26 protein-coding genes and 2 tRNA genes are annotated in these 25,041 nt (G+C 59.0%); 19 read left to right on the forward strand and 9 right to left on the reverse strand.

The window, feature by feature from the left end:
* Positions 1-40 precede the first annotated feature (40 nt).
* Entirely contained in the window at positions 41-1,702 is a 1,662-nt protein-coding gene (locus QWI20_RS20435; RefSeq protein ID WP_369306967.1) for an OFA family MFS transporter, read from the reverse strand.
* Between the two features lie 330 nt (positions 1,703-2,032).
* On the opposite strand from QWI20_RS20435, the gene QWI20_RS20440 reads away from it, so the two are divergent.
* The 4 genes from QWI20_RS20440 (at position 2,033) to QWI20_RS20455 (ending at position 5,912) form a co-directional block, all read left to right on the forward strand.
* Positions 2,033-4,261 (forward strand): AsmA family protein, encoded by a 2,229-nt coding sequence (locus tag QWI20_RS20440; RefSeq protein WP_369306968.1) that lies wholly within the window; start codon positions 2,033-2,035, stop codon positions 4,259-4,261.
* A 136-nt stretch (positions 4,262-4,397) separates the two neighbouring features.
* Positions 4,398-5,465 carry an A/G-specific adenine glycosylase gene (gene mutY, locus QWI20_RS20445; RefSeq protein ID WP_369306969.1) on the forward strand — a complete coding sequence of 356 codons (1,068 nt, stop codon included), beginning with the start codon at positions 4,398-4,400 and terminating at the stop codon, positions 5,463-5,465.
* Positions 5,462-5,734, forward strand: a complete 273-nt coding sequence (locus tag QWI20_RS20450) for an oxidative damage protection protein (RefSeq protein WP_192130801.1) — start codon at positions 5,462-5,464, stop codon at positions 5,732-5,734. The genes mutY and QWI20_RS20450 overlap by 4 nt, the downstream gene beginning before the upstream one ends.
* A 102-nt stretch (positions 5,735-5,836) precedes the next feature.
* Positions 5,837-5,912, forward strand: a tRNA-Phe gene (locus QWI20_RS20455).
* A gap of 244 nt (positions 5,913-6,156) precedes the next feature.
* Here QWI20_RS20455 and QWI20_RS20460 read toward each other — a convergent pair.
* Complete coding sequence (locus QWI20_RS20460) at positions 6,157-6,573, reverse strand: glycine zipper domain-containing protein (protein ID WP_369306970.1); 417 nt, start codon at positions 6,571-6,573, stop codon at positions 6,157-6,159.
* Between the two features lie 332 nt (positions 6,574-6,905).
* Between QWI20_RS20460 and QWI20_RS20465 the strand changes: the two genes are divergently transcribed.
* The 5 genes from QWI20_RS20465 to QWI20_RS20485 all read left to right on the forward strand — a co-directional run bounded on the left by QWI20_RS20465 (position 6,906) and on the right by QWI20_RS20485 (position 9,995).
* On the forward strand, positions 6,906-7,598 hold the full coding sequence (locus QWI20_RS20465; protein ID WP_369306971.1) for a DUF433 domain-containing protein: 693 nt from the start codon (positions 6,906-6,908) through the stop codon (positions 7,596-7,598).
* Complete coding sequence (locus tag QWI20_RS20470; protein WP_369306972.1) at positions 7,595-8,002, forward strand: hypothetical protein; 408 nt, start codon at positions 7,595-7,597, stop codon at positions 8,000-8,002. The genes QWI20_RS20465 and QWI20_RS20470 overlap by 4 nt, the downstream gene beginning before the upstream one ends.
* A 142-nt stretch (positions 8,003-8,144) precedes the next feature.
* Positions 8,145-8,804: a hypothetical protein gene (locus tag QWI20_RS20475; RefSeq protein WP_369306973.1), complete on the forward strand. Its 660-nt coding sequence runs from the start codon at positions 8,145-8,147 to the stop codon at positions 8,802-8,804.
* A gap of 63 nt (positions 8,805-8,867) precedes the next feature.
* Positions 8,868-9,362 carry a hypothetical protein gene (locus QWI20_RS20480; protein WP_369306974.1) on the forward strand — a complete coding sequence of 165 codons (495 nt, stop codon included), beginning with the start codon at positions 8,868-8,870 and terminating at the stop codon, positions 9,360-9,362.
* A gap of 90 nt (positions 9,363-9,452) precedes the next feature.
* Positions 9,453-9,995: a cytochrome b gene (locus QWI20_RS20485; protein ID WP_369306975.1), complete on the forward strand. Its 543-nt coding sequence runs from the start codon at positions 9,453-9,455 to the stop codon at positions 9,993-9,995.
* Between the two features lie 107 nt (positions 9,996-10,102).
* On the opposite strand, the gene gabP is transcribed toward QWI20_RS20485, so the two are convergent.
* The gene (gene gabP / locus QWI20_RS20490) at positions 10,103-11,494 is read right to left on the reverse strand and encodes a GABA permease (protein WP_369306976.1); all 1,392 of its coding nucleotides are present in this window, start codon (positions 11,492-11,494) and stop codon (positions 10,103-10,105) included.
* Between the two features lie 496 nt (positions 11,495-11,990).
* Here gabP and QWI20_RS20495 point away from each other — a divergent pair, with 496 nt between their 5' ends.
* The 8 genes from QWI20_RS20495 (at position 11,991) to QWI20_RS20530 (ending at position 17,778) form a co-directional block, all read left to right on the forward strand.
* Positions 11,991-12,764 carry an ABC transporter ATP-binding protein gene (locus QWI20_RS20495; RefSeq protein WP_369306977.1) on the forward strand — a complete coding sequence of 258 codons (774 nt, stop codon included), beginning with the start codon at positions 11,991-11,993 and terminating at the stop codon, positions 12,762-12,764.
* 13 nt (positions 12,765-12,777) lie between these two features.
* Positions 12,778-13,542 (forward strand): ABC transporter substrate-binding protein, encoded by a 765-nt coding sequence (locus tag QWI20_RS20500; protein ID WP_369306978.1) that lies wholly within the window; start codon positions 12,778-12,780, stop codon positions 13,540-13,542.
* Positions 13,543-13,609: 67 nt separating this feature from the next.
* Positions 13,610-14,305 (forward strand): ABC transporter permease, encoded by a 696-nt coding sequence (locus QWI20_RS20505; RefSeq protein ID WP_369306979.1) that lies wholly within the window; start codon positions 13,610-13,612, stop codon positions 14,303-14,305.
* Positions 14,302-14,991 carry an ABC transporter permease gene (locus QWI20_RS20510; RefSeq protein WP_369306980.1) on the forward strand — a complete coding sequence of 230 codons (690 nt, stop codon included), beginning with the start codon at positions 14,302-14,304 and terminating at the stop codon, positions 14,989-14,991. Before QWI20_RS20505 ends, QWI20_RS20510 begins: the two co-directional genes overlap by 4 nt.
* 231 nt (positions 14,992-15,222) lie before the next feature.
* Positions 15,223-16,428, forward strand: coding sequence for a methyltransferase (locus QWI20_RS20515; protein WP_369306981.1), 1,206 nt, complete (start codon positions 15,223-15,225; stop codon positions 16,426-16,428).
* A gap of 295 nt (positions 16,429-16,723) precedes the next feature.
* Positions 16,724-16,799: transfer RNA gene (locus tag QWI20_RS20520), tRNA-Thr, on the forward strand.
* A 170-nt stretch (positions 16,800-16,969) separates the two neighbouring features.
* On the forward strand, positions 16,970-17,485 hold the full coding sequence (locus QWI20_RS20525) for an AAA family ATPase (protein ID WP_369306982.1): 516 nt from the start codon (positions 16,970-16,972) through the stop codon (positions 17,483-17,485).
* The gene (locus tag QWI20_RS20530) at positions 17,482-17,778 is read left to right on the forward strand and encodes a hypothetical protein (RefSeq protein WP_369306983.1); all 297 of its coding nucleotides are present in this window, start codon (positions 17,482-17,484) and stop codon (positions 17,776-17,778) included. The genes QWI20_RS20525 and QWI20_RS20530 overlap by 4 nt, the downstream gene beginning before the upstream one ends.
* A 477-nt stretch (positions 17,779-18,255) precedes the next feature.
* Here the strand turns inward: QWI20_RS20530 and QWI20_RS20535 are convergent, their stop codons facing one another.
* Both QWI20_RS20535 and QWI20_RS20540 read right to left on the reverse strand, forming a co-directional pair.
* Complete coding sequence (locus QWI20_RS20535; protein ID WP_369306984.1) at positions 18,256-18,591, reverse strand: hypothetical protein; 336 nt, start codon at positions 18,589-18,591, stop codon at positions 18,256-18,258.
* A 4-nt stretch (positions 18,592-18,595) separates the two neighbouring features.
* Positions 18,596-19,690, reverse strand: a complete 1,095-nt coding sequence (locus tag QWI20_RS20540) for a ParB/RepB/Spo0J family partition protein (RefSeq protein ID WP_369306985.1) — start codon at positions 19,688-19,690, stop codon at positions 18,596-18,598.
* 445 nt (positions 19,691-20,135) lie between these two features.
* On the opposite strand from QWI20_RS20540, the gene QWI20_RS20545 reads away from it, so the two are divergent.
* Both QWI20_RS20545 and QWI20_RS20550 read left to right on the forward strand, forming a co-directional pair.
* Positions 20,136-20,456, forward strand: coding sequence for a hypothetical protein (locus tag QWI20_RS20545; RefSeq protein WP_037016364.1), 321 nt, complete (start codon positions 20,136-20,138; stop codon positions 20,454-20,456).
* A 141-nt stretch (positions 20,457-20,597) separates the two neighbouring features.
* On the forward strand, positions 20,598-21,347 hold the full coding sequence (locus QWI20_RS20550) for a substrate-binding periplasmic protein (RefSeq protein WP_369306986.1): 750 nt from the start codon (positions 20,598-20,600) through the stop codon (positions 21,345-21,347).
* A gap of 36 nt (positions 21,348-21,383) precedes the next feature.
* On the opposite strand, the gene QWI20_RS20555 is transcribed toward QWI20_RS20550, so the two are convergent.
* From QWI20_RS20555 to QWI20_RS20570, 4 genes are all read right to left on the reverse strand, one after another.
* On the reverse strand, positions 21,384-22,343 hold the full coding sequence (locus tag QWI20_RS20555) for a zinc-binding alcohol dehydrogenase family protein (RefSeq protein ID WP_369306987.1): 960 nt from the start codon (positions 22,341-22,343) through the stop codon (positions 21,384-21,386).
* A 39-nt stretch (positions 22,344-22,382) separates the two neighbouring features.
* Positions 22,383-22,556, reverse strand: a complete 174-nt coding sequence (locus QWI20_RS20560) for a DUF1427 family protein (RefSeq protein ID WP_369306988.1) — start codon at positions 22,554-22,556, stop codon at positions 22,383-22,385.
* A gap of 133 nt (positions 22,557-22,689) precedes the next feature.
* Positions 22,690-23,466: a helix-turn-helix transcriptional regulator gene (locus QWI20_RS20565; protein WP_369306989.1), complete on the reverse strand. Its 777-nt coding sequence runs from the start codon at positions 23,464-23,466 to the stop codon at positions 22,690-22,692.
* A 296-nt stretch (positions 23,467-23,762) separates the two neighbouring features.
* The gene (locus tag QWI20_RS20570) at positions 23,763-25,031 is read right to left on the reverse strand and encodes an OprD family porin (RefSeq protein WP_369306990.1); all 1,269 of its coding nucleotides are present in this window, start codon (positions 25,029-25,031) and stop codon (positions 23,763-23,765) included.
* Positions 25,032-25,041 lie beyond the last annotated feature (10 nt).

Raw genomic sequence — 25,041 nt, forward strand, 5'->3', positions numbered from 1 at the left:
GGGTTCAGCCTGAAATCTTCAGACCGATCCCGCCATGGTTTTAGTGAAACAGCACCGCAGTTTTCTGCAGAGTGATCCACACGCCCCACGCCAACGGAATGCCCACTGCCAGCCAGGCCAGAATCGCCAACGGCTTGGTGCTCGGATCCGCTTTCCATTCCAGCGAGGTGCTGTGGTCGGCGCCGGCATCGTGACCGATGGCTTGCTCAGTCTTCAATTGCTCGTCGGTCATGAAGTATTTGTCGGCTACCGGACGCACCAGCATGTTGCAGATAAAGCCCAACACCAGCAGACCCGCGAGGATGTACAAGGTGATGTCGTAAGCATCGGCACGTGCAACGCCGTGGCTCAACTGATACTCACGCAGGTAGTTCACCAGCACAGGGCCGAGCACGCCAGCGGCAGCCCATGCGGTCAGCAGACGACCGTGGATTGCACCGACCATCTGCGTACCGAACAGGTCGGCCAGGTAAGCCGGAACGGTCGCGAAACCGCCGCCGTACATCGACAGCACGACGCAGAACGCCGCCACGAACAGCGCAACGCTGCCCAGGTGACCCAGGGTCGGCACCGACGCGTAGAGCAAAAAGCCCAGCGCGAAGAACACGAAGTAGGTGGCTTTACGGCCGATGTAGTCCGAGAACGAAGCCCAGAAGAAACGACCGCCGATGTTGAACAGGCTCAGCAGACCGGTGAAGCCCGCCGCGATGGCCGCGATGGCCGCCAGTTGCGAGGCATCCAGTTGGCCAAACGGCTGATCGGTGCCCAGCAGCTTGCCGCCGAACACTTCCTGCAGCAGGGGCGAAGCCATGCCCAGGATGCCGATGCCTGCCGAAACGTTCAGGCACAGCACCAGCCAGACCAGACGGAACTGAGGCGTCTTCCACGCAACGCTCACATGCACATGGCGGTTGGTGATCATCGCGCTGTTGGCTTTCTTCGCCGGAGCGGTCCAGCCTTCAGGTTTCCAGCCGGTCGGCGGAACGCGATAGGACAGTGCGCCGCCGATCATGAAGATGAAGTAAATCACCGCCATCACTGCGAAGCTCTGCCAGACACCGACGCTTTCAGGCGTGGCGAAGTGGCTCATCAGTGCGGTTGCCAGCGGGGCACCAACCATCGCGCCACCGCCGAAACCCATGATCGCCATGCCGGTCGCCATGCCGCGCTTGTCCGGGAACCACTTGATCAGTGTCGAGACCGGCGAGATATAACCCAGGCCCAGACCAATACCGCCGATCACGCCCGAGCCGATCCACATCAGCCAGATCTGGTGCGTGTAAACGCCCAGGGCCGAGATCAGCAGACCGCCACACCAGCACAGCGCCGAGACGACACCGGCCTTGCGCGGGCCTGCGTGTTCCAGCCAGCCGCCCCAGATGGCTGCGGAGCAACCCAGGAAAATGAAGAACAGGGTGTAGATCCAGCCGAGCATGGAGATCGGCCAATCACAGCTGGACGAAACGACTTGCTCGAAGAAACCCATGTCAGCCGGGCAGGCAACAGCGGACTTGATGCCGATTGCCTTGGACAGCGGCAGCCAGAACACCGAGAAGCCGTAGGCCATGCCGATACACAGGTGGATTGCCAATGCAGCTGGCGGAACCAGCCAACGGTTGAAACCGCGTTTGGCGATAATGCGCTCTTTGGACAAGAACGCAGGCTGAGCGGCAGTACCGCCCAGAGCAGTGCTCGTAGTCATTTGATTGTTGCCCCCAATTTATAGTTGTATCCCGCAAGAACAGCGACATCGCTCCGCCACCACTCTTAAAGCACGCAGGCCTCGGTGGTTTATCGGCAGAACATCTCTTTACGTGACAATTCGACGCAGCAAGGCTGGCGAATGGCGCGAGATTACCATTTGCGGCGTAAAAGAAAGCATTCTGCTACTACCTTTTTCGCGCCGTTTGTCACTGCTTCGGGCGCTGCCGATTTGATCGGCGGCGTCGGTGGCGATCCAAAACCCGGTGCTTGCCCGAGAACGCTATACTCGCGGGCTAAATTTTGAACGACTCGACACAAGGACTCGCCCATGAAAGCGTTCGGCAAAATCCTGGGGCTCACCCTTCTCGGGCTGTTGCTGATCATTGTGGCTCTTGGCTTTGCCTTGACCCACTTTTTTGATCCCAACGACTACAAAGACGAGATTCGAAAACTGGTTCGCGATCGCGCCCACGTCGAGTTGACACTCAACGGCGATATTGGCTGGAGCCTGTTTCCGTGGCTGGGCCTGGAGCTGCACGACGCCAGCGTCGCCACCTTGAGCGAGCCGACCAAACCTTTCGCCGACTTGCAGATGCTCGGGCTGTCCGTGCGGGTGCTGCCGCTGCTGCGCAAGGAAGTGCAGATGAGCGACGTGCGCGTCGAGGGCCTGAACCTCACGTTGACCCGCGACGAAAACGGCCACGGCAACTGGGAAGACATCGGCAAAGTACCCGCTACCGCGCCCAATCCAGCCCAGCCCCCTGCCACACCCGGTGCGCCAGCCGACACTGCATCGGCCAAGCCCGACAAGCCATGGCAGCCGCTCAAGCTGGACATCGACAGCCTGACCGTGAACAACGCGCGCATCGATTTCAACGATATTCCCAAGGCCCGGCAGTTCACCGCCGAGAGCATCCAGTTGAGCACCGGCCCGATCCACAACGCGACCGATATCCCGCTGAAACTCACCGCGTTCCTCAGCACCAATCAACCCGTCGTGCGCACCAAAACCGAACTGACCGGCAAGCTGCGTTTCGATCGCGTGCTCAAGCGTTACCAGCTCGACGACATGCGTTTCTCCGGTGATGTGACGGGCGATCCGCTCCAGGGCAAGACGCTGACGTTCTCGGCCCAGGGCCAGTTGCTGGCAGACATGTCCGCCAACGTGGCGGAATGGACCAATCTGAAGCTGTCCGCCAATCAACTGCGCGCCCTTGGCGAGCTGCACGTGCGTGACCTAGACAAGACGCCGCAGCTCACGGGCGGTATCTCGATTGCCCAGTTCAACCTGCGCGACTTTCTCGACAACATCGGCCAGCCCGCGCCAGCCCTTGGTGACGGCAGTCTGAACAAACTGGAACTGGTCACCCGCATCGCGGCAACGCCCAACAGCGTCTCGCTGGATGACCTTACGGTGAAACTCGACGACAGCACCATCACCGGCCACGTCGCTGTGGAAGACTTCGCCAAACAGTCCCTGCGCCTTCAACTCAAGGCCGATACGTTCAACGCCGACCGCTACCGCGTGCCCGAGGGTGAACAGGCGAAGAGCGCCGGCGCCGCGCGCAGAGCAGAAGTTCAAGGTGCCGAGGCCGAAGCCATGGTGGCCTCCGGCACTTCGCCGCTGCCGAACCAGCCGACCCAAGGTGCCTGGAGCGATGCGAAGCTGCTATCGCTCGAGCGCCTGCGCAAACTGGATGTCGACGCCGACCTGAGCTTCGGCAAGCTGACGCTGGAAAAACTGCCGATCCAGAATGCGGCGCTGAAGACTTCTGCGCTCGATGGCGTGATCACGGTCGACAGCCTGCGCGGCGATTTGTACAACGGCAATTTCGAGGTCAAAGGCAATCTCGACGCGCGTCCCGAAGTGCCCTTGGCGAGCGTTCAGACCCGAATCGCCAAGGTGCCGGTGGAGCACTTCATTCAGAGCCAGGGCACCACGCCGCCTCTGCGCGGCCTGCTTAACCTCACCAGCGATGTGACCGCCAAAGGCAACAGCGAGAAAGCATTGGTCGAGAGCCTTAACGGCACCGCCAGTTTTGCGCTGAACGACGGCGTGCTGGTCAATGCCAACCTTGAACAGCAGCTGTGCCGTGGCATCTCGACGCTTAATCGCAAGAGCTTGAGTGGCGAACCGCGCGGCAAGGACACGCCCTTCCAGCAGTTGAACGGCAACCTGGTGTTCCGCAATGGCGTCGCCAGCAACCCGGACCTGAAAGTCCGCACGCCGGGCCTGACCGTCAACGGCGATGGCGACATCGACCTGCGCGTGATGGGCATGAACTATCGCGTCGGCGTGATCATCGAAGGCGACAAGAGCGACATGCCGGACCCGGCCTGCGAAGTGAACCCGCGTTTTGTCGGCATCGAATGGCCAGTGCTCTGCCGTGGCCCGCTTGAAATGGGCGCCAAGGCCTGTCGCCTGGATAACGACGGCCTGGGCAAAGTGGCCGCGAAACTGGCAGGCGACCGGATTGGCGACAAGATCGATGAAAAGCTGGGGGACAAGGTCAGTCCCGAGCTCAAGGATGCGATCAAGGGATTGTTCAAGCGTTAACCCTGACTAACAGGCGCCGCGCCGTTCAGTTGTGGGAGTGAGCTCACTCCCACATTCATCTCTGGCTGGCCTCCGACAGCGCGGCGTCTGGCGTCGTATATAGCAACCCAACATCTTTTGATCACCGGAAGCCTTGATGCAACCCGAGCAGTTCTCCTCCGCCGTTCTCGACTGGTACGACCGCCACGGCCGTCACGATCTTCCCTGGCAACACGACATCACCCCGTACCGCGTGTGGGTGTCGGAAATCATGCTGCAGCAAACCCAGGTCAGCACGGTGCTTGGCTATTTCGATAAATTCATGGAAGCGCTGCCCACGGTGCAGGCTCTGGCCGAGGCGCCGGAAGATGAGGTCCTGCATCTGTGGACCGGGCTGGGCTACTACACCCGCGCGCGCAACCTGCAGAAAGCCGCGAAAATCGTGGTGGCCGAGCACGGCGGTGAATTCCCCCGCGACGTGGAAAAGCTCGTCGAGCTGCCGGGTATCGGCCTCTCGACGGCAGGCGCGATTGCCAGCATCAGCATGGGCCTGCGCGCGCCGATACTCGATGGCAACGTCAAGCGCGTACTCGCCCGCTTCACCGCCCAGGAAGGCTATCCCGGCGAGCCCAAAGTGGCGAAGCAGATGTGGGCCACGGCCGAGCGCTACACGCCGCACAGCCGGGTCAATCACTACACCCAGGCGATGATGGACCTGGGCGCCACGCTCTGCACCCGGACCAAACCTAGCTGCCTGCTCTGCCCCCTTGAGCGCGGTTGCGAGGCGCACATGCTCGGCCAGGAAACCCGCTATCCCATCCCGAAGCCGCGCAAGGTCGTGCCGCAAAAACGCACCTTGATGCCTATCTTCGCCAACCACGAAGGCGCGATTCTGCTTTATCGCCGCCCTTCGACCGGGTTGTGGGGCGGACTGTGGAGCCTGCCGGAACTGGACGACTTCAACGACATGCAGCATCTGGCCGACCAGCACGCCCTCGAGTTGGGCGAGCATCAAGCCTTGCCCGGCCTGATCCACACGTTCAGCCATTTTCAACTGAGCATCGAACCCTGGCTGGTCCGGGTCCACGCGTCCGCCCATCACGTGGCCGAGGACGACTGGCTCTGGTATAACCTCGCCACCCCGCCGCGCCTGGGCCTTGCTGCCCCGGTGAAGAAACTGCTGAAACACGCAGCCGACGTATTGAATGCAGGAGAGTCCTCATGACCCGCACCGTAATGTGCCGCAAATACAAAGAAGAATTGCCTGGCCTGGACCGCCCGCCGTATCCGGGCGCCAAAGGTGAAGACATCTACAACCATGTCTCGCAGAAAGCCTGGGGCGACTGGCAGAAACACCAGACCCTGCTGATCAACGAGCGCCGCCTGAACATGATGAACGCCGAAGATCGCAAATTCCTGCAGACCGAGATGGACAAATACCTGTCCGGCGAGGAATACGCCAAGGCCGACGGCTACGTTCCCCCTGCCGAATAAGCCTTTGCAGACAGTGGTCGTCGTAAGCGGAGGAAATAATTCAGATTTTTTTCGACACCATGCTTGACGACCTCCTGAAAAAAACGTTTAATGCGCCCCGTTGCCCAGATAGCTCAGTCGGTAGAGCAGGGGATTGAAAATCCCCGTGTCGGCGGTTCGATTCCGTCTCTGGGCACCACCTTTCGTTTTCAGGTGATGCCAAGCACACCTGAAAACACTCAAGAAGCCCGCCTCGTGCGGGCTTTTTGCTTTTCACGGTTCCCCACCGCTGCCTTGTAAGCCCGGATAGATGTGAACAGATTCGTGAGCTCAGAGCCGGATCTGCGTGAAGACGCACAGGTGCTGGCCGGCGTCTCCGACAAACGCGCTGTGTCGTCGCTCAAATCGCGCGATTGGAGGTATGGGAACAGATCGCCGGGCTATCAATCATGCTTATTTTTCTTGTGTCCATGTCGCTTGCCGTGAGATCGATTGTCGCCACCGTCATCTGCCAGGTTGCTGCCCACTGCGCCTCCGGCAGCGCCGCCCAAGCCGGCACCTATGGTTGACCCTGTTGAGCCACCCAACTGGTTACCAATGACAGACCCACCCGCTGATCCCAGCCCCCCGCCGATAGCCGCTTGGGTCTTGCTTCCTCTTTTGGCGCCTAACGCCCCGCCAGCGGCTCCGCCAACACCGGCACCCACCGCCGCGCCGGTGCTTCCACCCATTTGCTGCCCAATGACATTTCCAAGCGCACCACCTATGCCTCCGCCCACTGCGGATGTTCCATCCCCAGCCGCCAGCGCGCATTGAGCGCCCAGCATTCCTAAAAGTAGTACCGGTACAGTTATTCGCATGGATTCAATCTCAAGTGGGTGAAGTAGTCCCTCGGAGGAACATCGAGCAGGACTAAAACGACGGTGCTGGACTGGGCTAGGGAGATTCAACTCAGAGTATGCCCAGCGGGATGCTCATACCCACACACATCGGCTGCCGTGGATAAATCTTGATAGGGTAGAACTGCTGGCGGGTGGCCAGCACCGGGATGGAGAGCCACACGCAGCTCCTATTCGCCACGCACCGGCTTTTTACAATTTTCCCCTAAGCGCTTGCTCAAGATCAGTTGAACGAGACCCTGATCAACCTCAGAATGCATTTTTTCGAGCAACCACGGACACGGGAGGTGTGCATGAAGACTATCGAAACGTCCAGCCGCCTCATTGGAGTCGGCGTATACACGCCCTCAGAAGCAGCCCTCTACACGGGCATTCCCGCCAAGGATATTCGCAGATGGCTATTCGGCTACAAGGCGGAGGGTGTGGAGCACTCCGGTCTGTGGCTGCCCGAACTGGGTATCAACGACGAGAAGCTGCTTGGCTTCCACGACCTGCTTGAGATCAGATTTGTCCATGCCTTCCGAAAGCACGGCGTGAGCCTTCAAGCTATTCGCGCAGCATCCAGGCAAGCCAAGGAAATTTTTAACCAGCACTATCCGTTCACCTGCAGAAGATTCCAGACTGACGGCAGGAGCATATTCGCCACCGTGTTTGACGAGACTGGCGACGAGGCGATCCTGGATCTGGCGAAACGTCAGTACGCATTCAGGCAGGTAATCGCGCCTTCACTGTATGAGGGCATTGACTATACGGGCGAGGGAAAGGCGCAGCGTTGGTATCCGGTCAAGCGCAGCAAGGCAATCGTGCTCGACCCGAACCGTAACTTTGGAAAACCGGTGCTCTCCTCCGCGGGTGTCGATACAGCGTCGATCTATCAGGCTTATCTGGCAGAAGGCCAAGACGCAAAACGTGTGTCTGTGATTTTCGAAATTCCGACCGCGGCAGTGGACGCTGCGGTGACCTATGAGCACAGGATTGCTGCTTGAATTTTCTGATCGATAACAATCTGCCACCGTCCATTGCCAGAGCCTTGCACGAGCTATGCAGCGGCGAAGGCCATGTCGTCGTCTCCCTCAGGGACAGGTTCCCAGCGGACACAAGTGACATCCACTGGATTACCGACCTCACTGCCGAAGGCGGGTGGGCCGTGGTGTCGCAAGACAAGTTCTCCAAGGGAAACGCCGAGCGGCAGGCCTTCAGAGAATGCGGGCTACCGGTTTTCTGTCTCGCGAGACAATGGGGTCAAACGACCTACTGGAGTAAGGCCGAAAATCTTGTCCGATGGTGGCCTGCCATCATCCGGCAGGCAGAACTGATATCCGGCGGTGCGGCATTCAAGGTGGCCTGGAAATTTTCAGCACCGGGGAAGTTTGAGCAATTGAAAATGTAGCCTCGCATCCAGACTTGCCCCTTGCGATTCCGTCTCTGGGCACCTTAAATACCGAAAAACCCCTGCATCGAAAGATTCAGGGGTTTTTTATTGGGCGCGATTTATTAACATCGCAGGCTTGAGCCGACCAAGGAACCCCGTCATGGCATCTGTCAGCAAGCAACAGAAACGAGCCAAGCGCGCCAAAACCAAAGCCAAAGAGCAGCGAGTCGCCCGCCAGCACCCGCAGACGCCCAACCCGATCGTCCCGGATTACTTTATGCCTGATTTCTTCTCGGACGACGAAACCGAGCTACTCGACGACGAAACCCTGCTAGAGAATTTCGTAGAGCCCGACATCCTCGAAAGCATGGACGAAGAAGAGCGGGAAGCGATGGCGGCAGTGATAAGGGGCGAGGCGGACGTGTTGTCCATCACCGAAGACGAAATGCTGTTGATGGAGGTTTACCAGTCCCCTGCGCCGGAGCCGTCCCATGAGCAACGCCTCGCCCACTACGAAGTGCTCAAGCGTGCCGAGCAGCAAGGGTTCCTCGATCTGCTCGATGCCTTCGCCAGAGGTCCGATAGCCGCTCACGCCCTCTACGACATCGAATTCGACGACTACCTCGACATTCTTGTCAGCACGCTGGGCGCCTACTGGACGTGGGCCGACGGACTGGATGAGGCAACCGTTAGGGCGCGCATTCACGACGACGATTTCTACGAGGCCTTCCGCGCCATTCTCGAAGAAATCGAGATGGAATCCACGCTGGAGATGCTGGGGATCGACCGCAACAAGTACGACGAACCGGCACAAGACTGAATACAATACGCGCCCGATGATCTGGGCCATGCGAATGGCTGCACCGCACAAGGAACCGCCGTCATGGCCTCCCCCGACAAACAGCAAAAACGCGCCCAGCGTGCAAAGGCCAAGGCCAAGCAGAACCGTTCCGGCAAGGCCCGGCCGAGCGTCATTCACCCGGTGCTCAATCATGCCTTCGTCAACGAGCCTTTCGATGACGTTGAGATCGACCTGAGTACGTTCGATTTCAAAGACATCGAAGAAAACGGCTTCGACCCGGCGGATTTCGACGACCTGTTCGAAGCGATGAAGCAGGCTGAGTCGATAAGTTTGCTGGCGCTGTGCATAGTCTTCCTGCAATACCCGGTGCTGGAACTGGTGATCGCTGAAGAAGATGAAGAGCCAGCGACCGACTTCATGATGGGCCTGCTGATCACCTACCGCGGGCTCTTCCATGAGGAGGATGAAGACTCGGCCGTTGAATGGATCGGCAGCGACGCCTTCCAGACCGCCTACAACGAAGCGTCGGTGATCCTGCAGAAAAAGAACGCGCACGGCGCAGGCGGGCGTTCTTAAAACGTTTTTTGATTTACATGACCCCGGTCAAAACGGTAGCTTTGCGCCATTACGAGAATGCAACTCCTTCTCAACTAAAGGCTGGCCGTTTTGACACTCCCAAACACTCCTTCTCCTGAACCGGCCCCGGACGGAACAAGCCCTTACTCCCGAACCCGAATTTTCCTGCATTGGCTGTCTGCAGCCGTCATCCTGTGGGCGACGTTCAGCGGCTTCGGCGTGGCATTGCTGGATCAGAACGACCCATTTCGGCAGTGGGTTGAATCGTTCAACCCGCAGCTGACCAGCCTGTTTATCCCGTTCTTCGTCTGGCGGTTGTGGCTTGCGATCAAAGCCCCTGCGCGGCACTCCGCTAAAAACGTCCAGGCGCGACTGGCAAGCGCTGCGCACAAAGCGATCTATGGGGCGGTGGCGGGCGTGGTGATTACGGGGGTGCTGATGATGAGCCACCCGGTCATGCTACTGGCGCTGGTGCCGCTGCCACAGCTCATCCACTCGAAAATCATGCTGCTGGAGCTGCATCAGGTGCATCACGTTCTGTGTGCGGTGTTGGCAGGGTTGGTGGCGCTGCATCTGGCGGCGGTGGTGCTGCATCAGGTGCGGGGGAGATCGGTGCTGGGCAGGATGAGCTAAGACGCTGAACCTCCCACCGTGACCCAACCGTCGAGACAAAAAAAACCGCCATCATCCCTGATAGCGGCTTCTCGACAGCGGTCGGTCACAACCGACTCACTCCCCCATCAATTCATCACAACCTTTCCAGCCTTCCCCGCCTTGCGACGGTTCGAGACGATCAAACCGGCCGCCACTACCAGGATGCTCAGCAGCCCGGTGGCGATGATTTCCATGCGGTGGCCTTCCTGGAACAGCATGATGGTCAGTACGGCGACGATGAACACGATCACCGCCCAGGTCAGGCCCGGGAACAGCCACATGCGGAAGTCGATGGCTTGGCCTGCTGCTTCACGCTTGCGGCGCATACGCAGCTGGGAGACGGCGATGACCAGGTACACCAGCAGCGCGATCGCGCCCGAGCTTGCCAGCAGGAAATCGAACACTGCTGCGGGTGCGACGTAGTTGGCGAACACGGCGGCAAACGCGGCACCGGTCGACAGCAGCACTGCCCAGTAAGGCGTGCCGGCTTTGGTGGTGCGCTGGGAAACAGCAGGCGCGTCGCCACGTTTGCCAAGGGAAAAGAGCATGCGCGAAGCCGTGTACAGCGCCGAGTTCAGGCAACTGGTCACGGCGACCAGCACGACGATGTCGACGATCAGCTTGGCATTCGGAATGCCCATCAGATCGAGCACGGTCTGGTACGAACCCACTTCAGCCAGACGACTGTCGTTCCACGGCACCAGCGCGACGACGAGGAAGATCGAAAGCAGATAGAACAGGCAGATCCGCCAGATCACCGAGTTGGTGGCTTTGGTGATTTGCTGGCCGGGATTCTTCGACTCAGCTGCCGCGATGGTGACGATCTCCGTCCCCATGAACGAGAACATGGTGGTCAGCATCGCCGCCAGCACCGCACCCATGCCGTTAGGCAGGAAGCCCTGCGTGTCGTACAAGTGGCTGACGCCGCTGACCTGGCTGTTCGGCAGCAGACCAAACATCGCCGCAATGCCCAGCAGCACGAAGCCAATAATCGCAATGACCTTGATCAGCGCGAACCAGAACTCGAACTCTCCGTAGTTCTTCACACTAAACAGGTTGGTCGCGGTGAGCAGCAGGGTGATCACCAGGGTGAACGCCCAGATCGCCACGTTCGGGAACCACGCATGCAAGATCGTCGCGGCGGCGTTGGCTTCCAATGGGATGACCAGCACCCAGAACCACCAGTACAACCAGCCGATGGTAAAGCCGGCCCAGTGCCCGATCGCGCGGTCGGCGTAGGTCGAGAAAGAACCGGTGTCCGGCGAAGCGACGGCCATTTCCGCCAGCATGCGCATCACCAGCACCACCAGCGTACCTGCGGCGCCGTAGGCCAGAAGTACGGCCGGACCTGCTTCGGCAATCGCGTGGCCGGAGCCAACGAATAGGCCGGCGCCAATAACGCCAGCAATCGACAGCATGGTGATGTGCCGCGGTTTTAGCCCTTGTTCAAGGTTTGAAGCGTTGGGTGTGCTGCTCATGGAACCAACCTTAGAAGGATTTTTGTACGGATCAGGACGTGTGGCGGCTCTTCGTAAAGAGAACACAACAGCTCTGTTATTTATTTTTTACGCAAGAATTACGCCAGAATATTTCAGATACGACGTCGCGGCGGGATACGACCGTTCCAGACGACTTCCGCAAGTCCATGAATGCAATAGCAATTCGCCAGTCGTGTAGGAAACGTTACCGAGCGCAACAGGAGGGAGACGATTGGTCGCACCGAAAATACACATTTAAAACGAAATGGCACCAAATAAGCGCACAAGACCGGTCGCCGATCGCGCCTGTGGCCGAAACACCCTTCCCCACGGCGGTTAAAGCTGGCACCATCGCGCCCTTTTTGCGCAACGGCATTCTGAGCCGGCGCCCATCAAGCTCATCTTTATAAGCCTCCGCGCAGTTCGACTGTCGCTACCGCCATGTGGCGTCCAACTGGCCAACCCGATGAGCCCACCGAACACACGAGGACTGAACATGGCCGAGGCCACGCCCGCCCTGGAAATCCGCAATCTGCACAAACGCTACGGCGAACTCGACGTGCTCAAGGGCATCTCGCTGAGTGCGCGCGATGGCGACGTGATCTCGATTCTGGGTTCCTCCGGCTCAGGCAAGTCGACGCTGCTGCGCTGCATCAATTTGCTGGAGAACCCCCATCAGGGGCAGATTCTCATTGCCGGCGAAGAACTCAAGCTCAAAGCCACCCGCAAGGGTGAACTGATCGCCGCCGACAACCGTCAGATCAACCGCCTGCGCAGCGAGATCGGCTTCGTCTTTCAGAATTTCAATCTCTGGCCGCACATGACCGTCCTCGATAACATCACCGAGGCGCCGCGTCGCGTGCTGGGGCAGAGCAAGGCCGAGGCCACTGAAGTTGCCGAAGCGCTGCTGGCCAAAGTGGGGATTGCCGACAAACGTCATGCCTACCCGGCACAGTTGTCGGGCGGCAAGCAACAACGTGCCGCCATTGCACGCACGCTGGCGATGCAGCCCAAGGTCATTCTGTTCGATGAGCCCACATCTGCCCTCGATCCCGAGATGGTGCAGGAAGTGCTTAGTGTTATTCGTGGCCTGGCCGAAGAAGGCCGGACCATGTTGATGGTGACCCACGAAATGAATTTCGCCCGACAGGTGTCCAGTGAAGTGATCTTCCTGCACCAAGGGCTGATAGAAGAACAAGGATCGCCAGATCAGGTCTTCGATGACCCACGGTCGGCGCGCTGCAAACAATTCATGTCCAGCAATCGCTAACGGAGCAACATCGATGCAGACCCTGAGAAACATTCTGTTGGCCGCTGCCGCCACCCTGGCCATGGCTTCCAGCGCCTTTGCCGCCGACACCTTGAAAATGGGCATCGAGGGCGCCTATCCGCCGTTCAACAACAAGGACGCCAGCGGTCAGGTCGTGGGCTTCGACGTGGAGATCGGCAACGCGCTGTGCGCGAAGATGAAAGTGACCTGTGAAACCGTCACCTCCGATTGGGACGGCATCATTCCCGCGCTGAACGCGCAGAAGTTCGACTTCCTGATTTCTTCGATGTCGATCACCGAAGAACGCATGCAGGCCGTGGATTTCACCATTCCGTACTACTCCAACAAGCTGCAATTTGTCGCGCCTAAAACCACCAACCTCAGCGGCGACCTGGCCGCCATCAAGGAGGCGCTGAAAGGCAAGACCATCGGCGCCCAACGCGCGACCCTGTCCGGCACGTGGCTGGAAGACAACTGGGGCGACGACGTGACCGTCAAGCTGTACGACTCCCAGGAAAACGCCTTTCTCGACCTGGCTTCGGGCCGCCTCGACGCACTGCTCGGCGATAAATACGCGAGCTACGAGTGGCTCAAAGGCAAGGAAGGCCAGAGCTTCGAGTTCAAAGGTGATCCGCTGCCGGTTGACGACAAGATCGGTATCGCCGTGCGCAAAGACGACCCGCTGCGCGACAAGCTGAGCGAAGCGCTGAAAGAAATCATCGCCGACGGCACCTACAAGAAGATCAACGACAAGTACTTTCCGTTCAGCATCCTCTGACCTGCCTGACCATCGCCGCCGCCTGCTTGTGCAGACGGCGGCGTCTGTCCTCTAGACAAACAACGCCATGAACTTCGATCTCTATGGATTCGGCCCGGCCCTGGCCGCCGGCATGCTGATGACCCTCCAACTTGCGCTGTCGGCCCTTTCCCTGGGGCTGGTCCTCGGCCTGCTCGGGGCGCTGGCGAAGACTTCGCCGCATCGTGCCTTGCAGTGGCTGGGCGGCACGTATTCCACCCTGGTGCGCGGCATCCCCGAATTACTGTGGGTGCTGCTCATCTACTTCGGCACGGTTAGCTCGATGCGGGCGATCGGCAAGCTGTTCGATATTCCGAACCTGTCGCTGAGCGCTTTCGCTGCTGGCGTCATCGCCCTGGGCCTTTGCTTCGGCGCTTACGCGACAGAGGTGTTTCGTGGCGCCATGCTGTCAATCCCGAAAGGTCATCGCGAGGCCGGGCTGGCGCTGGGCATGTCGCGCTCGCGCATCTTCTTCAAACTGGTGATGCCGCAGATGTGGCGCATTGCGCTGCCGGGGCTGGGCAATCTGTTCATGATCCTGATGAAGGACACAGCGCTGGTCTCGGTCATCGGGCTTGAGGAAGTCATGCGTCACGCGCAGATCGCCGTCACGTCCACCAAGCAGCCCTTCACCTTCTATATGGTCGCGGCGCTGATGTACCTGTGCATGACCGCGCTGTCGATGATCGGCCTGGCATGGCTGGAAAAACGCGCGTCGGTGGGTTTTGCGAGGAGCACGTCATGAATTGGGAATTCGTCCTCAAATGGCTGCCGAAACTGCTGCACGGCGCCACCGTGACGCTGGAGCTGGTCGCCGTCGCGGTGATTGCCGGCCTCATTCTCGCCATCCCGTTGGGCATCGCCCGGGCTTCGCGTAACGCCTACGTGCGGGCGCTGCCCTACGCTTACATCTTCTTTTTCCGTGGCACGCCGCTGCTGGTGCAGCTGTTTCTGGTCTATTACGGCCTGGCGCAGTTCGACGTCGTCACTAAAGGCCCATTGTGGCCTTACCTGCGCGACCCGTTCTTCTGCGCGGCGCTGACCATGACGCTTCACACCACCGCCTACATCGCGGAGATCCTGCGCGGCGCCATTCAGGCCGTGCCGCCCGGCGAAATCGAAGCAGCGCGCGCACTGGGCATGTCCAAAGGCAAAGCGCTGCTGTACATCATCCTGCCCCGCGCCGCCCGCATCGGCCTGCCCGCGTACAGCAACGAAGTCATTCTGATGCTCAAGGCCAGCGCGCTGGCAAGCACCGTGACCCTGCTCGACATCACCGGCATGGCACGCACAATCAACGCGCGGACCTACATGCCGGAACAGACCTTCCTCATCGCCGGGTTGATCTATCTGGTGATGTCGTTCGTGCTGGTGCAAGGCTTCAAACTGCTGGAGCGGTACTTGCGAGTGGACGCCAGCCAAGGGCGATGAGGATCGCCGCGCGCTAGCGGGTGCGCATCCCTTCGTTCAAACACCGACGGGGCGCGCATCAAACACGGTACTTGTGGCAGATCGCCTATCGCACAGCAAACACCGAACCTGTGGGAGTGAGCTTGCTCACGAAGGCGGCATCCCAACCGGCAAAGATTACCGTGCCTGACGAGCGCGCCCAGGCACTGATTCACCGTATCCTGCAACGCACATCCCGATTTCCATAACCCAATGCCACTCACTCCCGACCAACTCCAGTTCCGATTCACCGCGCTCAATGCCTTCCTGCTCGAGCATCAGGCCCTGTGGCGCCCGCGCCCCTTCACCCATCGCCATCTGCCGTGGGAGTCGCAGAACCCGGAGCTGTCACGCTGGCTGCGGCAACGCTCGCTTGAAGACGCAGAAGCGGCACACAACCACCCCGAACAGCTCGATGCGCCGCAGCCCTTCGCTCAGTTGGCCTCGCTGTCGAAGACGCTGAGCGAGATCGAGGCGCTCCCGCTCGCTAGCCTGGAAGCAGTGCCAGCGCGCATGAGCGTCGACGTACCCGGCCGCAAGTGGCAACAGATCGAAGCCTTCGCCAGCAGCTTGAGCTTTCAACAGCAGCCAACCCACTGGCTGGACTGGTGCTCTGGCAAAGGCCACCTGGGTAGGCGCCTCGCCCAGGGCGGCCAAGCCCTGACCTGCCTGGAATACGATGCGCAACTGGTTGAAGCAGGACGGCAACTCAGCGACAAACTGGGCATCACCGCGAACCATCTGCATCAAGACGTCATGGCCGACGATGCAGCCAGGCGCCTCCAAGCGCATCACACACCCGTCGCCCTCCACGCCTGCGGCGACCTTCATGTGCGCCTCATGCATCTCGCCAGCGACGCCCGCTGCCAACAACTGGCCATCGCGCCCTGCTGCTACAACCGCATCGCCGGTGAGCGTTACATGCCGATCTCCCAGCTGGGCAAAGCGTCAGCGCTTACCCTCTCCATCGACGACCTCGGCCTGCCCCTCAGCGAAACCGTCACCGCTGGCGCCCGCGTACGCCGCCAGCGCGATACCTCCATGGCCCGACGCCTCGGCTTCGACCTGCTGCAGCGACAGCTGCGCGGCGTCGACGACTACCTGCCAACGCCTTCGCTACCCAGCGCCTGGCTCGACAAACCGTTCGCCGACTATTGCCGCGACCTCGCCGAACTCAAGCAACTGCCCTCCCCCGGCATTCAGGACTGGCTGGCCCTTGAAGCAGCGGGATGGGCGCGCTTGGCCGAAGTCCGCAACCTCGAATTGCTGCGCAACCTGTTCCGTCGACCGATGGAAATGTGGCTCATCCTCGACCGAACCCTTTATCTGACTGAACGCGGGTACGACGTACGCATCGGCACCTTCTGCGACAGCAAAGTCACTCCGCGGAATCTGCTCATTCTTGCAGAGCGACCGTGAGCGTTTTTTGACGCCAGTTCCTGTGGATAAGTCTGTTGATTAAATTCCACCGAACGCCCGGAAATCCTGCTTTGGAAGGGATGTAACCATTTGTTCATTTTTTGGTCAGCGTAAAATTGGCGCTAAAACAGTAGCTTGCGAACGATTGAGAATGGTTCTGAAATTCGACCGATTGTCACCTTTGCTTTGTGCCGATTGTGCATAACGGTAATCACCTTCCGGCATAAGGGCGGCGAAAAAACTGAAATTAGGGCTTTACTCGCCAGATCAAATCCCTATAATCAGCGCCCACAACGCCGGTATAGCTCAGTTGGTAGAGCAACTGACTTGTAATCAGTAGGTCCCGGGTTCGACTCCTGGTGCCGGCACCAGATTTAGCAAAAAGGCTCACCGAAAGGTGGGCCTTTTTTGTTGGACTTCAAAATGGGAGTTCCGTGACGCATTCACCTACTGAAAGCCCGCAGTCGACTCGACACAGCCCCTCATTGTCCCGGCCTCAATCCACGGGCATCATCGTGGCTCGACATAAGGACACGGCACTATGGCCAAGCCCATGCTCCACCTCCTGTGCGGCAAGATCGCATCCGGGAAATCAACGCTAGCGAACGCTCTAAAAACAAAACATGCGGCGATCTTGCTGACTGAAGATCATTGGCTCTCAAGGCTCTACGCAAGCCAAATTCACTCGGTCGATGACTATGTAAAACTCTCACGACAGCTTCGAGATGTCATTGGCCCCTTGGTCATCGATATGCTGACGGCGGGCGTCAATGTGGTTCTCGATTTTCCAGCGAACACCCCCGCAGACCGCCAGTGGTCGCGCAGTCTGGCTGATCGCGCCCAAGCCCCGCACAGCCTGCACGTCCTCAACGTCGACGACGAAACTTGCCGGGCCCGGCTGCACCTTAGGAACAAGCGCGGTGAGCATGAATTTGCAGCGACTGACGCTGAGTTTGAGTTGATCACTAGCTACTTCAGGGCTCCCGACAAGGAGGAAGGACTTGATGTTGTCGCGCACCGAGAATTCGATCCCTCGCCAGGCAAAACGCAACCATGAATATCCCGGAGCTGATGGCCCAGCTTGTAGAGCTTAAAAAGATCTATCACGATGAAGGATGTAGAGATTTTGACAGAGGCATTGATGGTGTATTAAGTATGCTTTCCCAAGGCGCTCTGCCCAATAACTCTGCATGGGAGCAAGCGGGTTCGATATACAGAACAATGGCCGGATCTAAATCTGGGTTTTCGGACGTTTACATCGACCGCGACACCGTCGAGCAACGTATTGCGGCCAACTTAAAACTCGACGGCATCCGCCAGACACTTTGGGATACCTTCACTAGAGCTTGATGCATCGGGATCGCCAGAAGGTCAAGCTTAGCGGAGCCCTACCTTTGTGTAAAAACTTAAGGCAGGGCCGGACTTCGAGTGTGATTTGTGCTTCATGAAAGACAGATAAACGTCTAGATATTCCGCAACAGGCTTAGCCGCGCCCAACTCAATCAACTCACCAGAGTTCCGTTCGGTCCGAAACGGGCTATTTCCTGCTAACTGATCACACCGATTTACGGTTCTTAAATACTCAACTAACTGAAAGCAAGACAACCATCCACCTTGAAAATCCCCTCCCCCGACTATCTCTAAGGGTATCGCAGATTTCCAATATACTTTCTAGCAAGATCAAAAGCATACTCGTAATTTATCATCAGTTCGCCCACGATATATGCCCACTGAGCAGGGAATACCGTGTCCGAAAAACGCCGCCTCCGTCCCTGATACCAAATCAATTTCTTAAATTTTTATTAAACCGACATTCCTATACAGTCTTTAGCCTTGTTGAGGAACGAATAATTCTGCTTCAGAAGAAACCTCAGGGCCTTGGCATACCTCTGCAAGCGCTTTTAGTGAATCCTCGGAAACCTGAAAGTAAACATTCTCCACCTCGTTATCGTCATCGAAAAATATGGACATACCAATATCGTCGCTTACGTATTTTTTGATCCCCGAATACATCTCAACAAAGTCGAACTTCAATGCCGCAATCAAGTACTCTGCAATATCTTTAGATAGTCGCTGAGAGCTCTCAAACTCCCAACCATCCTCACCTAACACTTTATCCACCCCGATAGGAATCAAGAAAGCAGCCATATATTTTTTCTTCATCACATCACTCCCAAACTTCTACCGGAATTTTCTCTATACCCGCCTTTATTGCGGCTTGAGCCCTATGGTGCCCATCCTGAATTTCAAGTCGCCCTGTACTCGGGTTCCTCCAAGCGTCAACTGGATAGCTGGGGTCAAAACCATTCTTCTCCATACTTTTTGCGAGACGCTTAATCTGTGATCCAGACATTTCCGATTTGGTCTGAGTCGGTATTAGGTTGCTAGGATTTTCATAAGTTAGCCTAGGTTTCAGCTCCCTTGGGGATTTAGCATCAGAGCTAGGCGAGGAAGAAGATTCTTGCGGATGTTGTGGCCCCATCGCACCTTTGTGCGGCTCAGCCTTTTGCAGATCAGGCCTACTCTTCAACGCATCCTTATGCTTAAGCATCCACTGCCCAATGTTTGCGCCTTTCGGACTGGCTCCCATCTCCTGAGCTAGCCTGCCTGCGTTTCCCCGACCACGCGTCAGGTATTCAACAATGGCGCCTAGCAGCAGAACGACTACCTCTACATGGCCGAGTGCGATGTTATGGGCAGCGCTGCTCACAGCATAAGGGTCATCTTGGCTGAAGGGGGCCAATCCTTCTTCGCCGCGTGGGCCCTCCCATGCAGTTTGAATCCCGGTCAGGTAATACTCGCCGACTCTAGGTAGGCCTTCGACGAAAAATTCCGCAACGGAATGCAGGCCAAGTATTGTCAATATCCAACTGCTGACCTGCAAACCTATTGCAGCCCCGGCGGCACCCATCGGGGCAGCACCCACACCGCCGAAAAATGCGCCCACTCCCGCGCCGATGGCAGCTCCAGTCAAGGTACTACCTGCGACGATCATTGCCATCTGGGTCACCACATCAATCAAGTCGTCGATGATGATGGAAATTTCGAGGTCGGCAAAACGTCGGCGCAGTAAGTCTGCTGCCTGCCATTCAGCTTGATAAAACGCAGACCTGACGCTTTCGACACGGCGGATATTCAGGCTGAGGGATGCGGCAGGCTCGCCCCAATGGTTTCTAAATCGAGCACCACCTTGGTAGCCCATTTCCTGCCTTACCTGATCTTCGATCTGATGCGACGAGGGCACGATATGCCAAAAGAACATTCAACGTCTCCCTGACAACTCCCAGCTTTGGGCACCGCCCGCTTTTTATCATGGCTGAGAGGGTGCACGAAATTTGGAACCGAGTATTTCATGACCCAGTGCGCCCACCATAGGCCGACCCTCCCGCAGTGACGTAGGAACCTTCTGAAGTTAAGCAATAGGGTTCGCCACATCTTGATATCGCATGCCCGCAAACCTTCCCGCCTGGCATGGCACTCGGGTTCAGGTCTAGCCACAGGAACACCAAAGCTGCCAGCAGCGCTTTGAGCCCGGCTACTGGCATACAACCACTCATCGCCGGTCAAGGCGCCATGTTCATGTGGCGTCTGCCAGATTCCCCCTCCCCCATCCCGCCCCCATCTAGTAACGTATACCCATCCAACGGGCCCTCGCGTCTGCGTCAGGACAGCGACCCGCCATCAGAATCACGATAGAAGGCCCAACCGTGCACAAAGTCCGATTGATCAAGTACGTCTGGACTCACCAGACCCCGGAGATTTCGTCCGAATGGTCCAAGCTGCTCTACGAAGTGGAGCTGCCGTTCGTCCCCTTCCATGGCTTGAACATTCAGCTGCCGATGCAGCGTGTCTGGCGGATTCGGGACGTCGAGTGGAACGTCGAGGAGCAGACCTTCCGCTGCCATATCGAGGACCAGTTCATGAATTTGCTGGATGTCGACGACTCGTACGAGGACTGGATCGAGACATTGCTGGAGTGTGGCTGGGTGCTGAGCGGCCGCTACACCAATGAGCACAACAAGACCTGATTCGCCTTCGCTCAAATATTCCCCGGAATTGACGCAGGATGCGCGCTGCGCCCGGCAGAGATGACAAACCGATGCCAGACTGGATAACACACCTGGCACAAGGACTGTCCCGGCGCCCTATTCCCTTTGAGCATGACTGCCATGAAATGGATTTCCCGTTGTATCCATTACGCGGCCAGCGCGCTGTTGGCCTGCTCGTCAGCGGCGTTTGCGCTGCCGGTCGTTGATTTGTACGTGGCCGAAGCGCCACCGCTGACCATGGCCAGTCAAGGCGACCAGCATGGCATCGCGGGCGACATCAGCCTTCAGGCCATGGCGATGGCGGGGTATTCCGCCCACTTGCTGTCGCCGCCGTGGCCGCGCGCGCAACGCGATGTGGCGCTTGGGGCGAACAAGCTCATTGCGCCGCTGACCCGTACTCAAAGCCGGGAAGACAGCTTCACCTGGATCGCTCCGCTGATGACGATGGACCGGGCGTTTTTCAGCCTTGATCGTCACGTCGAGAGTTTTGAAGAGGCGCGCAAGACCTTCAAGATGATCGCCGTCGGCAGTGGCTCGGCGCAGGAGACGCGGCTACGTGAAGAAGGTTTTTCCGCCGCGCAGATTTATCCGCTGAAGATCGGCGAGAACCCGGCGCTGATGCTGCTCAAGGGCCGGGTAGATGCGTGGTTTAACGGCGTGCCGGAAACGCTCTATATCTGGAAGCAGATCAGCGATCGCCCGCTGATGATGAGCCGAGCGTTGATGACCGCCGATCTGTATCTGGCGTGTTCAAAGGACTGCGACCCTCAGATGGTCGAGAAGCTGAAGACCGCGATTGATACGCTGCAGTCAAACGGCTCGATCACACGCGTCCAGCATGACTATCTGAAAGGGCTGCCTGTGCAGTAGTTGGGGCAGCACTGTTTCCAGAGTGATGCTTTGCTGTCACGGCAGCAGAATCACCTTGTCGGCGCCGCCCTGATTCACTTCGGCGTAACGTGCCAGGCCTTCTTCCAGCGGCGATTCAATCAGCCCGGTCGGCAGCGGCAAGGTGCCGTCGTCGAACTGCTTGCCGAACTGCTCCAGCATCCGCGCGCAGGCCTCGACGCCATACAGCAGCGAGTTGATCCCCACCACCGAACCGCCCTTGCGGTACAGCGCCAGCGCAGGCAATTGCACGTGGCCGTCCACCGGGGCGGCGATGATTGCGATGCGACCGAATTGCGCCAACGCAGGCACAGCCGCCGGCAGCCAGAAGCCGGTGGTGTCGAAGATCACGTCAGCGCCGCCTGAAAACACGGCATTCACTTGGGCACCGAGGTCTTCGGGTTTGTCGAGCTGGATCGCGTTGAAGCCTTGCTCTTGCAGCGCTTTCAGCTGATCCGGTTTACGCACCGCCGCCAGCACCCGGGCGCCGCGCACTTTCGCCAGTGCGATGGCGGCGCTTCCGACTGCGCCATTGGCGCCGATGACCAGCAACCGGGTGCCGGCTTGCACGAGGCTACGCTCAAGTGCGTCCCACGCCGTGGTGTACGGGACGCCCAGACTGGCGGCCTGAGTAAAGCTCAGCGACGCCGGCTTGATCGCCACGCCCTTGGCCGACAGCGTGATGTAGCCGGCGTGGGAGCCGTCGCGGACAAAGCCGATCTCCTTGCCGGTGCCCCACACTTCTTTGCCGATCAGTTCCTGCGGGCCTTCGACGACAACGCCCGCAAAATCACGGCCCGGAATGCGCGGCATCGTGGTGTAGGGGAAGCGACCGAGGACGTTTTTGACGTCGCTGGGGTTCAGGCCGGCGGCTTTGATCTGCACCAGAACTTCGCCGGCCGCCGGGACAGGCGTGGGCAGATCGACGACTTCCAGCGCAGCCAGGTCGCCGGTACGGGAAAATTGCAGTGCTTTCATGATGGATTCATCCAGAGTGGGGAAAAGGAAATCGTCGATTCAGGAGGCCAGGTTGGTGAAGAACTGCTTGCCCACCGGCCACAGCCATTCACCGGCCTGCATGCCGAGCAGGCCAACCAGTGCCACCAGAGGCGGTGCGGGTGAGCGAAAGTCCAGCAGGCCATACAGCAAACCGACGGCGATACCGATGACGAGGGAAATGACGTAGCTCATGACAAACTCCGGTGCGTGGGACCCGCGGCTCGATGGCGGCGTGACTGCGTTAAGCGATGACCAGAGTGTAAGGAGGGACGGCACGGGCTACCGGCCAAGAGCTTCTGAATTTCGGACAGTGTCGGCGCACGTGTTAGCTGGCTGGATCAACGACCGGGTACTGAGAAGGCGCGATGCCCAGTTCCCGGCGAAACATGTCGCTGAAGCTGCTCGGCGAATAGCCCATGGAGCGGGCGATGGCGTTGACCGGCACGCCCTGGATGATCTCTGCCACCGAGGTCGCCAGTTGCACCTGCCGCCGCCATTCGGCGAAGCCCATGCCAAGCACAGCCTGAAACAGCCGGGACAACGTTCGCACACTGGCGCCGGCGTTTTCCGCGTGCTGTTCGAATGACACGTCGATGGACGGCTCGATCATCACCGCCTGACAGACGCTCATGAGTCTGCGGTCGCTGTCATCGGGCATCGGCACTTTCAGCAGCGAACGCCGGGCGCGCTTGAGTTCGAGCAACGCCAGGTTGACCACCGCTTCGTAGTAGTCCGACGCCTTGTCCTGCTCGGCCACCAGACCGACGATCAATTCGCGCAGCAAGCGACCGACTTCCAGGACCTGAACCGTGGCGTCGAGGGTTCGGGCAAGCGCAGGGCGCAGGTAGATGTTGCGCATTTCCAGGTCCGACACCACGCGGATGCCATGGGGCACGCCGGGCGGCAACCAGACCGCGCGCTGCGGCGGCACGACCAGCGCTTCGTTGGGCGTCTCGACCCACATCACGCCCGACATCGCGTACAACACCTGCCCCCACTCATGCTCATGGGGCTCGATGTACAAGCCGCGCGGATACGTCCGTGACAAAGGCTGCACGGGGACGGCGGTATTGGAAAGGTCGGGGGGCGCGGCGATTGCCATGGTGAAACCGGTGGGAGTGGGGATGCGGCGATGGTAGCGGGAGAGCGGGAGGGATCGCCAGTGCGGTTAACACCTTGCTACCGCTGCAGAGGACCGGCTGAGTCTGCGGTAGCGAGCGGGCTGGCGATCCACCTCGCTCGCGAAGAAACGGGTACAGCCGCTAGATCTCCAGCGGCTGTAATGCAGTCTTCGCGAGCAAGCTCACTCCCACAGGGACGGTGTTTGCCTTGCGAATGCGCGACGTCTGGACCACATGAATCTCCTACAGATTCACGGCAGTCAGAAGACTTCACACATCAGAACACGTTGATCGGGTAATCGACGAAGATCCGGGTTTCGTTACCGCCGACGTTGTACTGATCCACATCGTTGGAGACGCGCAAGAACGAGTTACGCAGGCGCACCGACAGGTCTTTCACCGGGCCGCTCTGGACGACGTAGGTCAATTGGCTGAACAGTTCACGCTCTTCGCCACGCCCACGGTCGCTGCCGTCGTCGATGTTGTCGCCGCGCACGTACGCCACTCGGTAGCTGAGGCCCGGGGTCACAACGGTGCCCAGGTTCACGCCATAGCCCACCTGCCACGACCGCTCGTCCTTGCCGTTGAAGTCCGACCAGTAGGAGTTCGCCAGGTAGATGGTATTGCCGCCATCGCCGGTGCCGCCTGCGTTGCGGTAGCCGCCGTAGGTGTAACCGGTCTCGCCGGTGCTGCGCTGATGCGCGAGGGTGAACGAGTGGATACCCACCGCCCACGTGGCCGCCAGGCTCCAGATCTTGTTGTCGCGGGCGTCATCGACGGCGAAGTCTTTGTCCAGCTTGGTCTTGTAGCCGTTGAAGTCGAAGGTCAGCGACTGATCTTTCGGCATTGCCCAGACGTAGTTCAGGTTCACGTACTGCTTCTTCAGCACGTCTTCGTCGTCGGAGGCGTAAAACGCGGCACTGAGGGCCTCGGTGAATTTGTAGCTGCCGCCGTAAACGTTGATGCTCTTCAGGTCACCGCTGTCTCGGCCTTCGGCGCTCTTGCGGGTTTCGGCGGTAAAGCGGCCGGCCACCAGCGTGAGGCCCTTGATCTCTTTGGAGGTGATCATGGTGCCGGTGTAGGACTCAGGCAGCAGCCGCGAGTTGTCGTAATTGAGCACCGGCAGCTCCGGCATCATGTCGCCGTACTTCAGTTCGGTATTGGAAACCCGAAACTTCACCGCGCCACCAAAGCGCGACAGGTCGTCCGCCGCGTTGCCGCTGTCGCCCTGCTTGAAGAAGTCGATGCCGCCCGCGCCGCTCTTGCCCTTGCCACCATCCAGACGCGCTGCGTATAGACCGAAAGCGTCAACGCCAACGCCCACCAGGCCTTGGGTAAAACCGGATGTGTAGCCGGCCATGAACGCCTGACCCCATTCCGAGCGGTCCTGCGGTCCGTTTTTGTAATCGCGATTGATGTAGGCGTTGCGCAGGTTGATCTTCAGGCTGCTGTCTTCAACAAACCCCTTGGAATCTGCCTGACCGTCCGCCATGGCGTGAGTGGCGGCGAGGATGCCCAGAGCGAGCAGGCCGATACGCTGTTTCATCTTGTTGTCC

It is taken from the genome of Pseudomonas sp. W2-17, from assembly GCF_041060445.1.
GTDB lineage: Bacteria > Pseudomonadota > Gammaproteobacteria > Pseudomonadales > Pseudomonadaceae > Aquipseudomonas.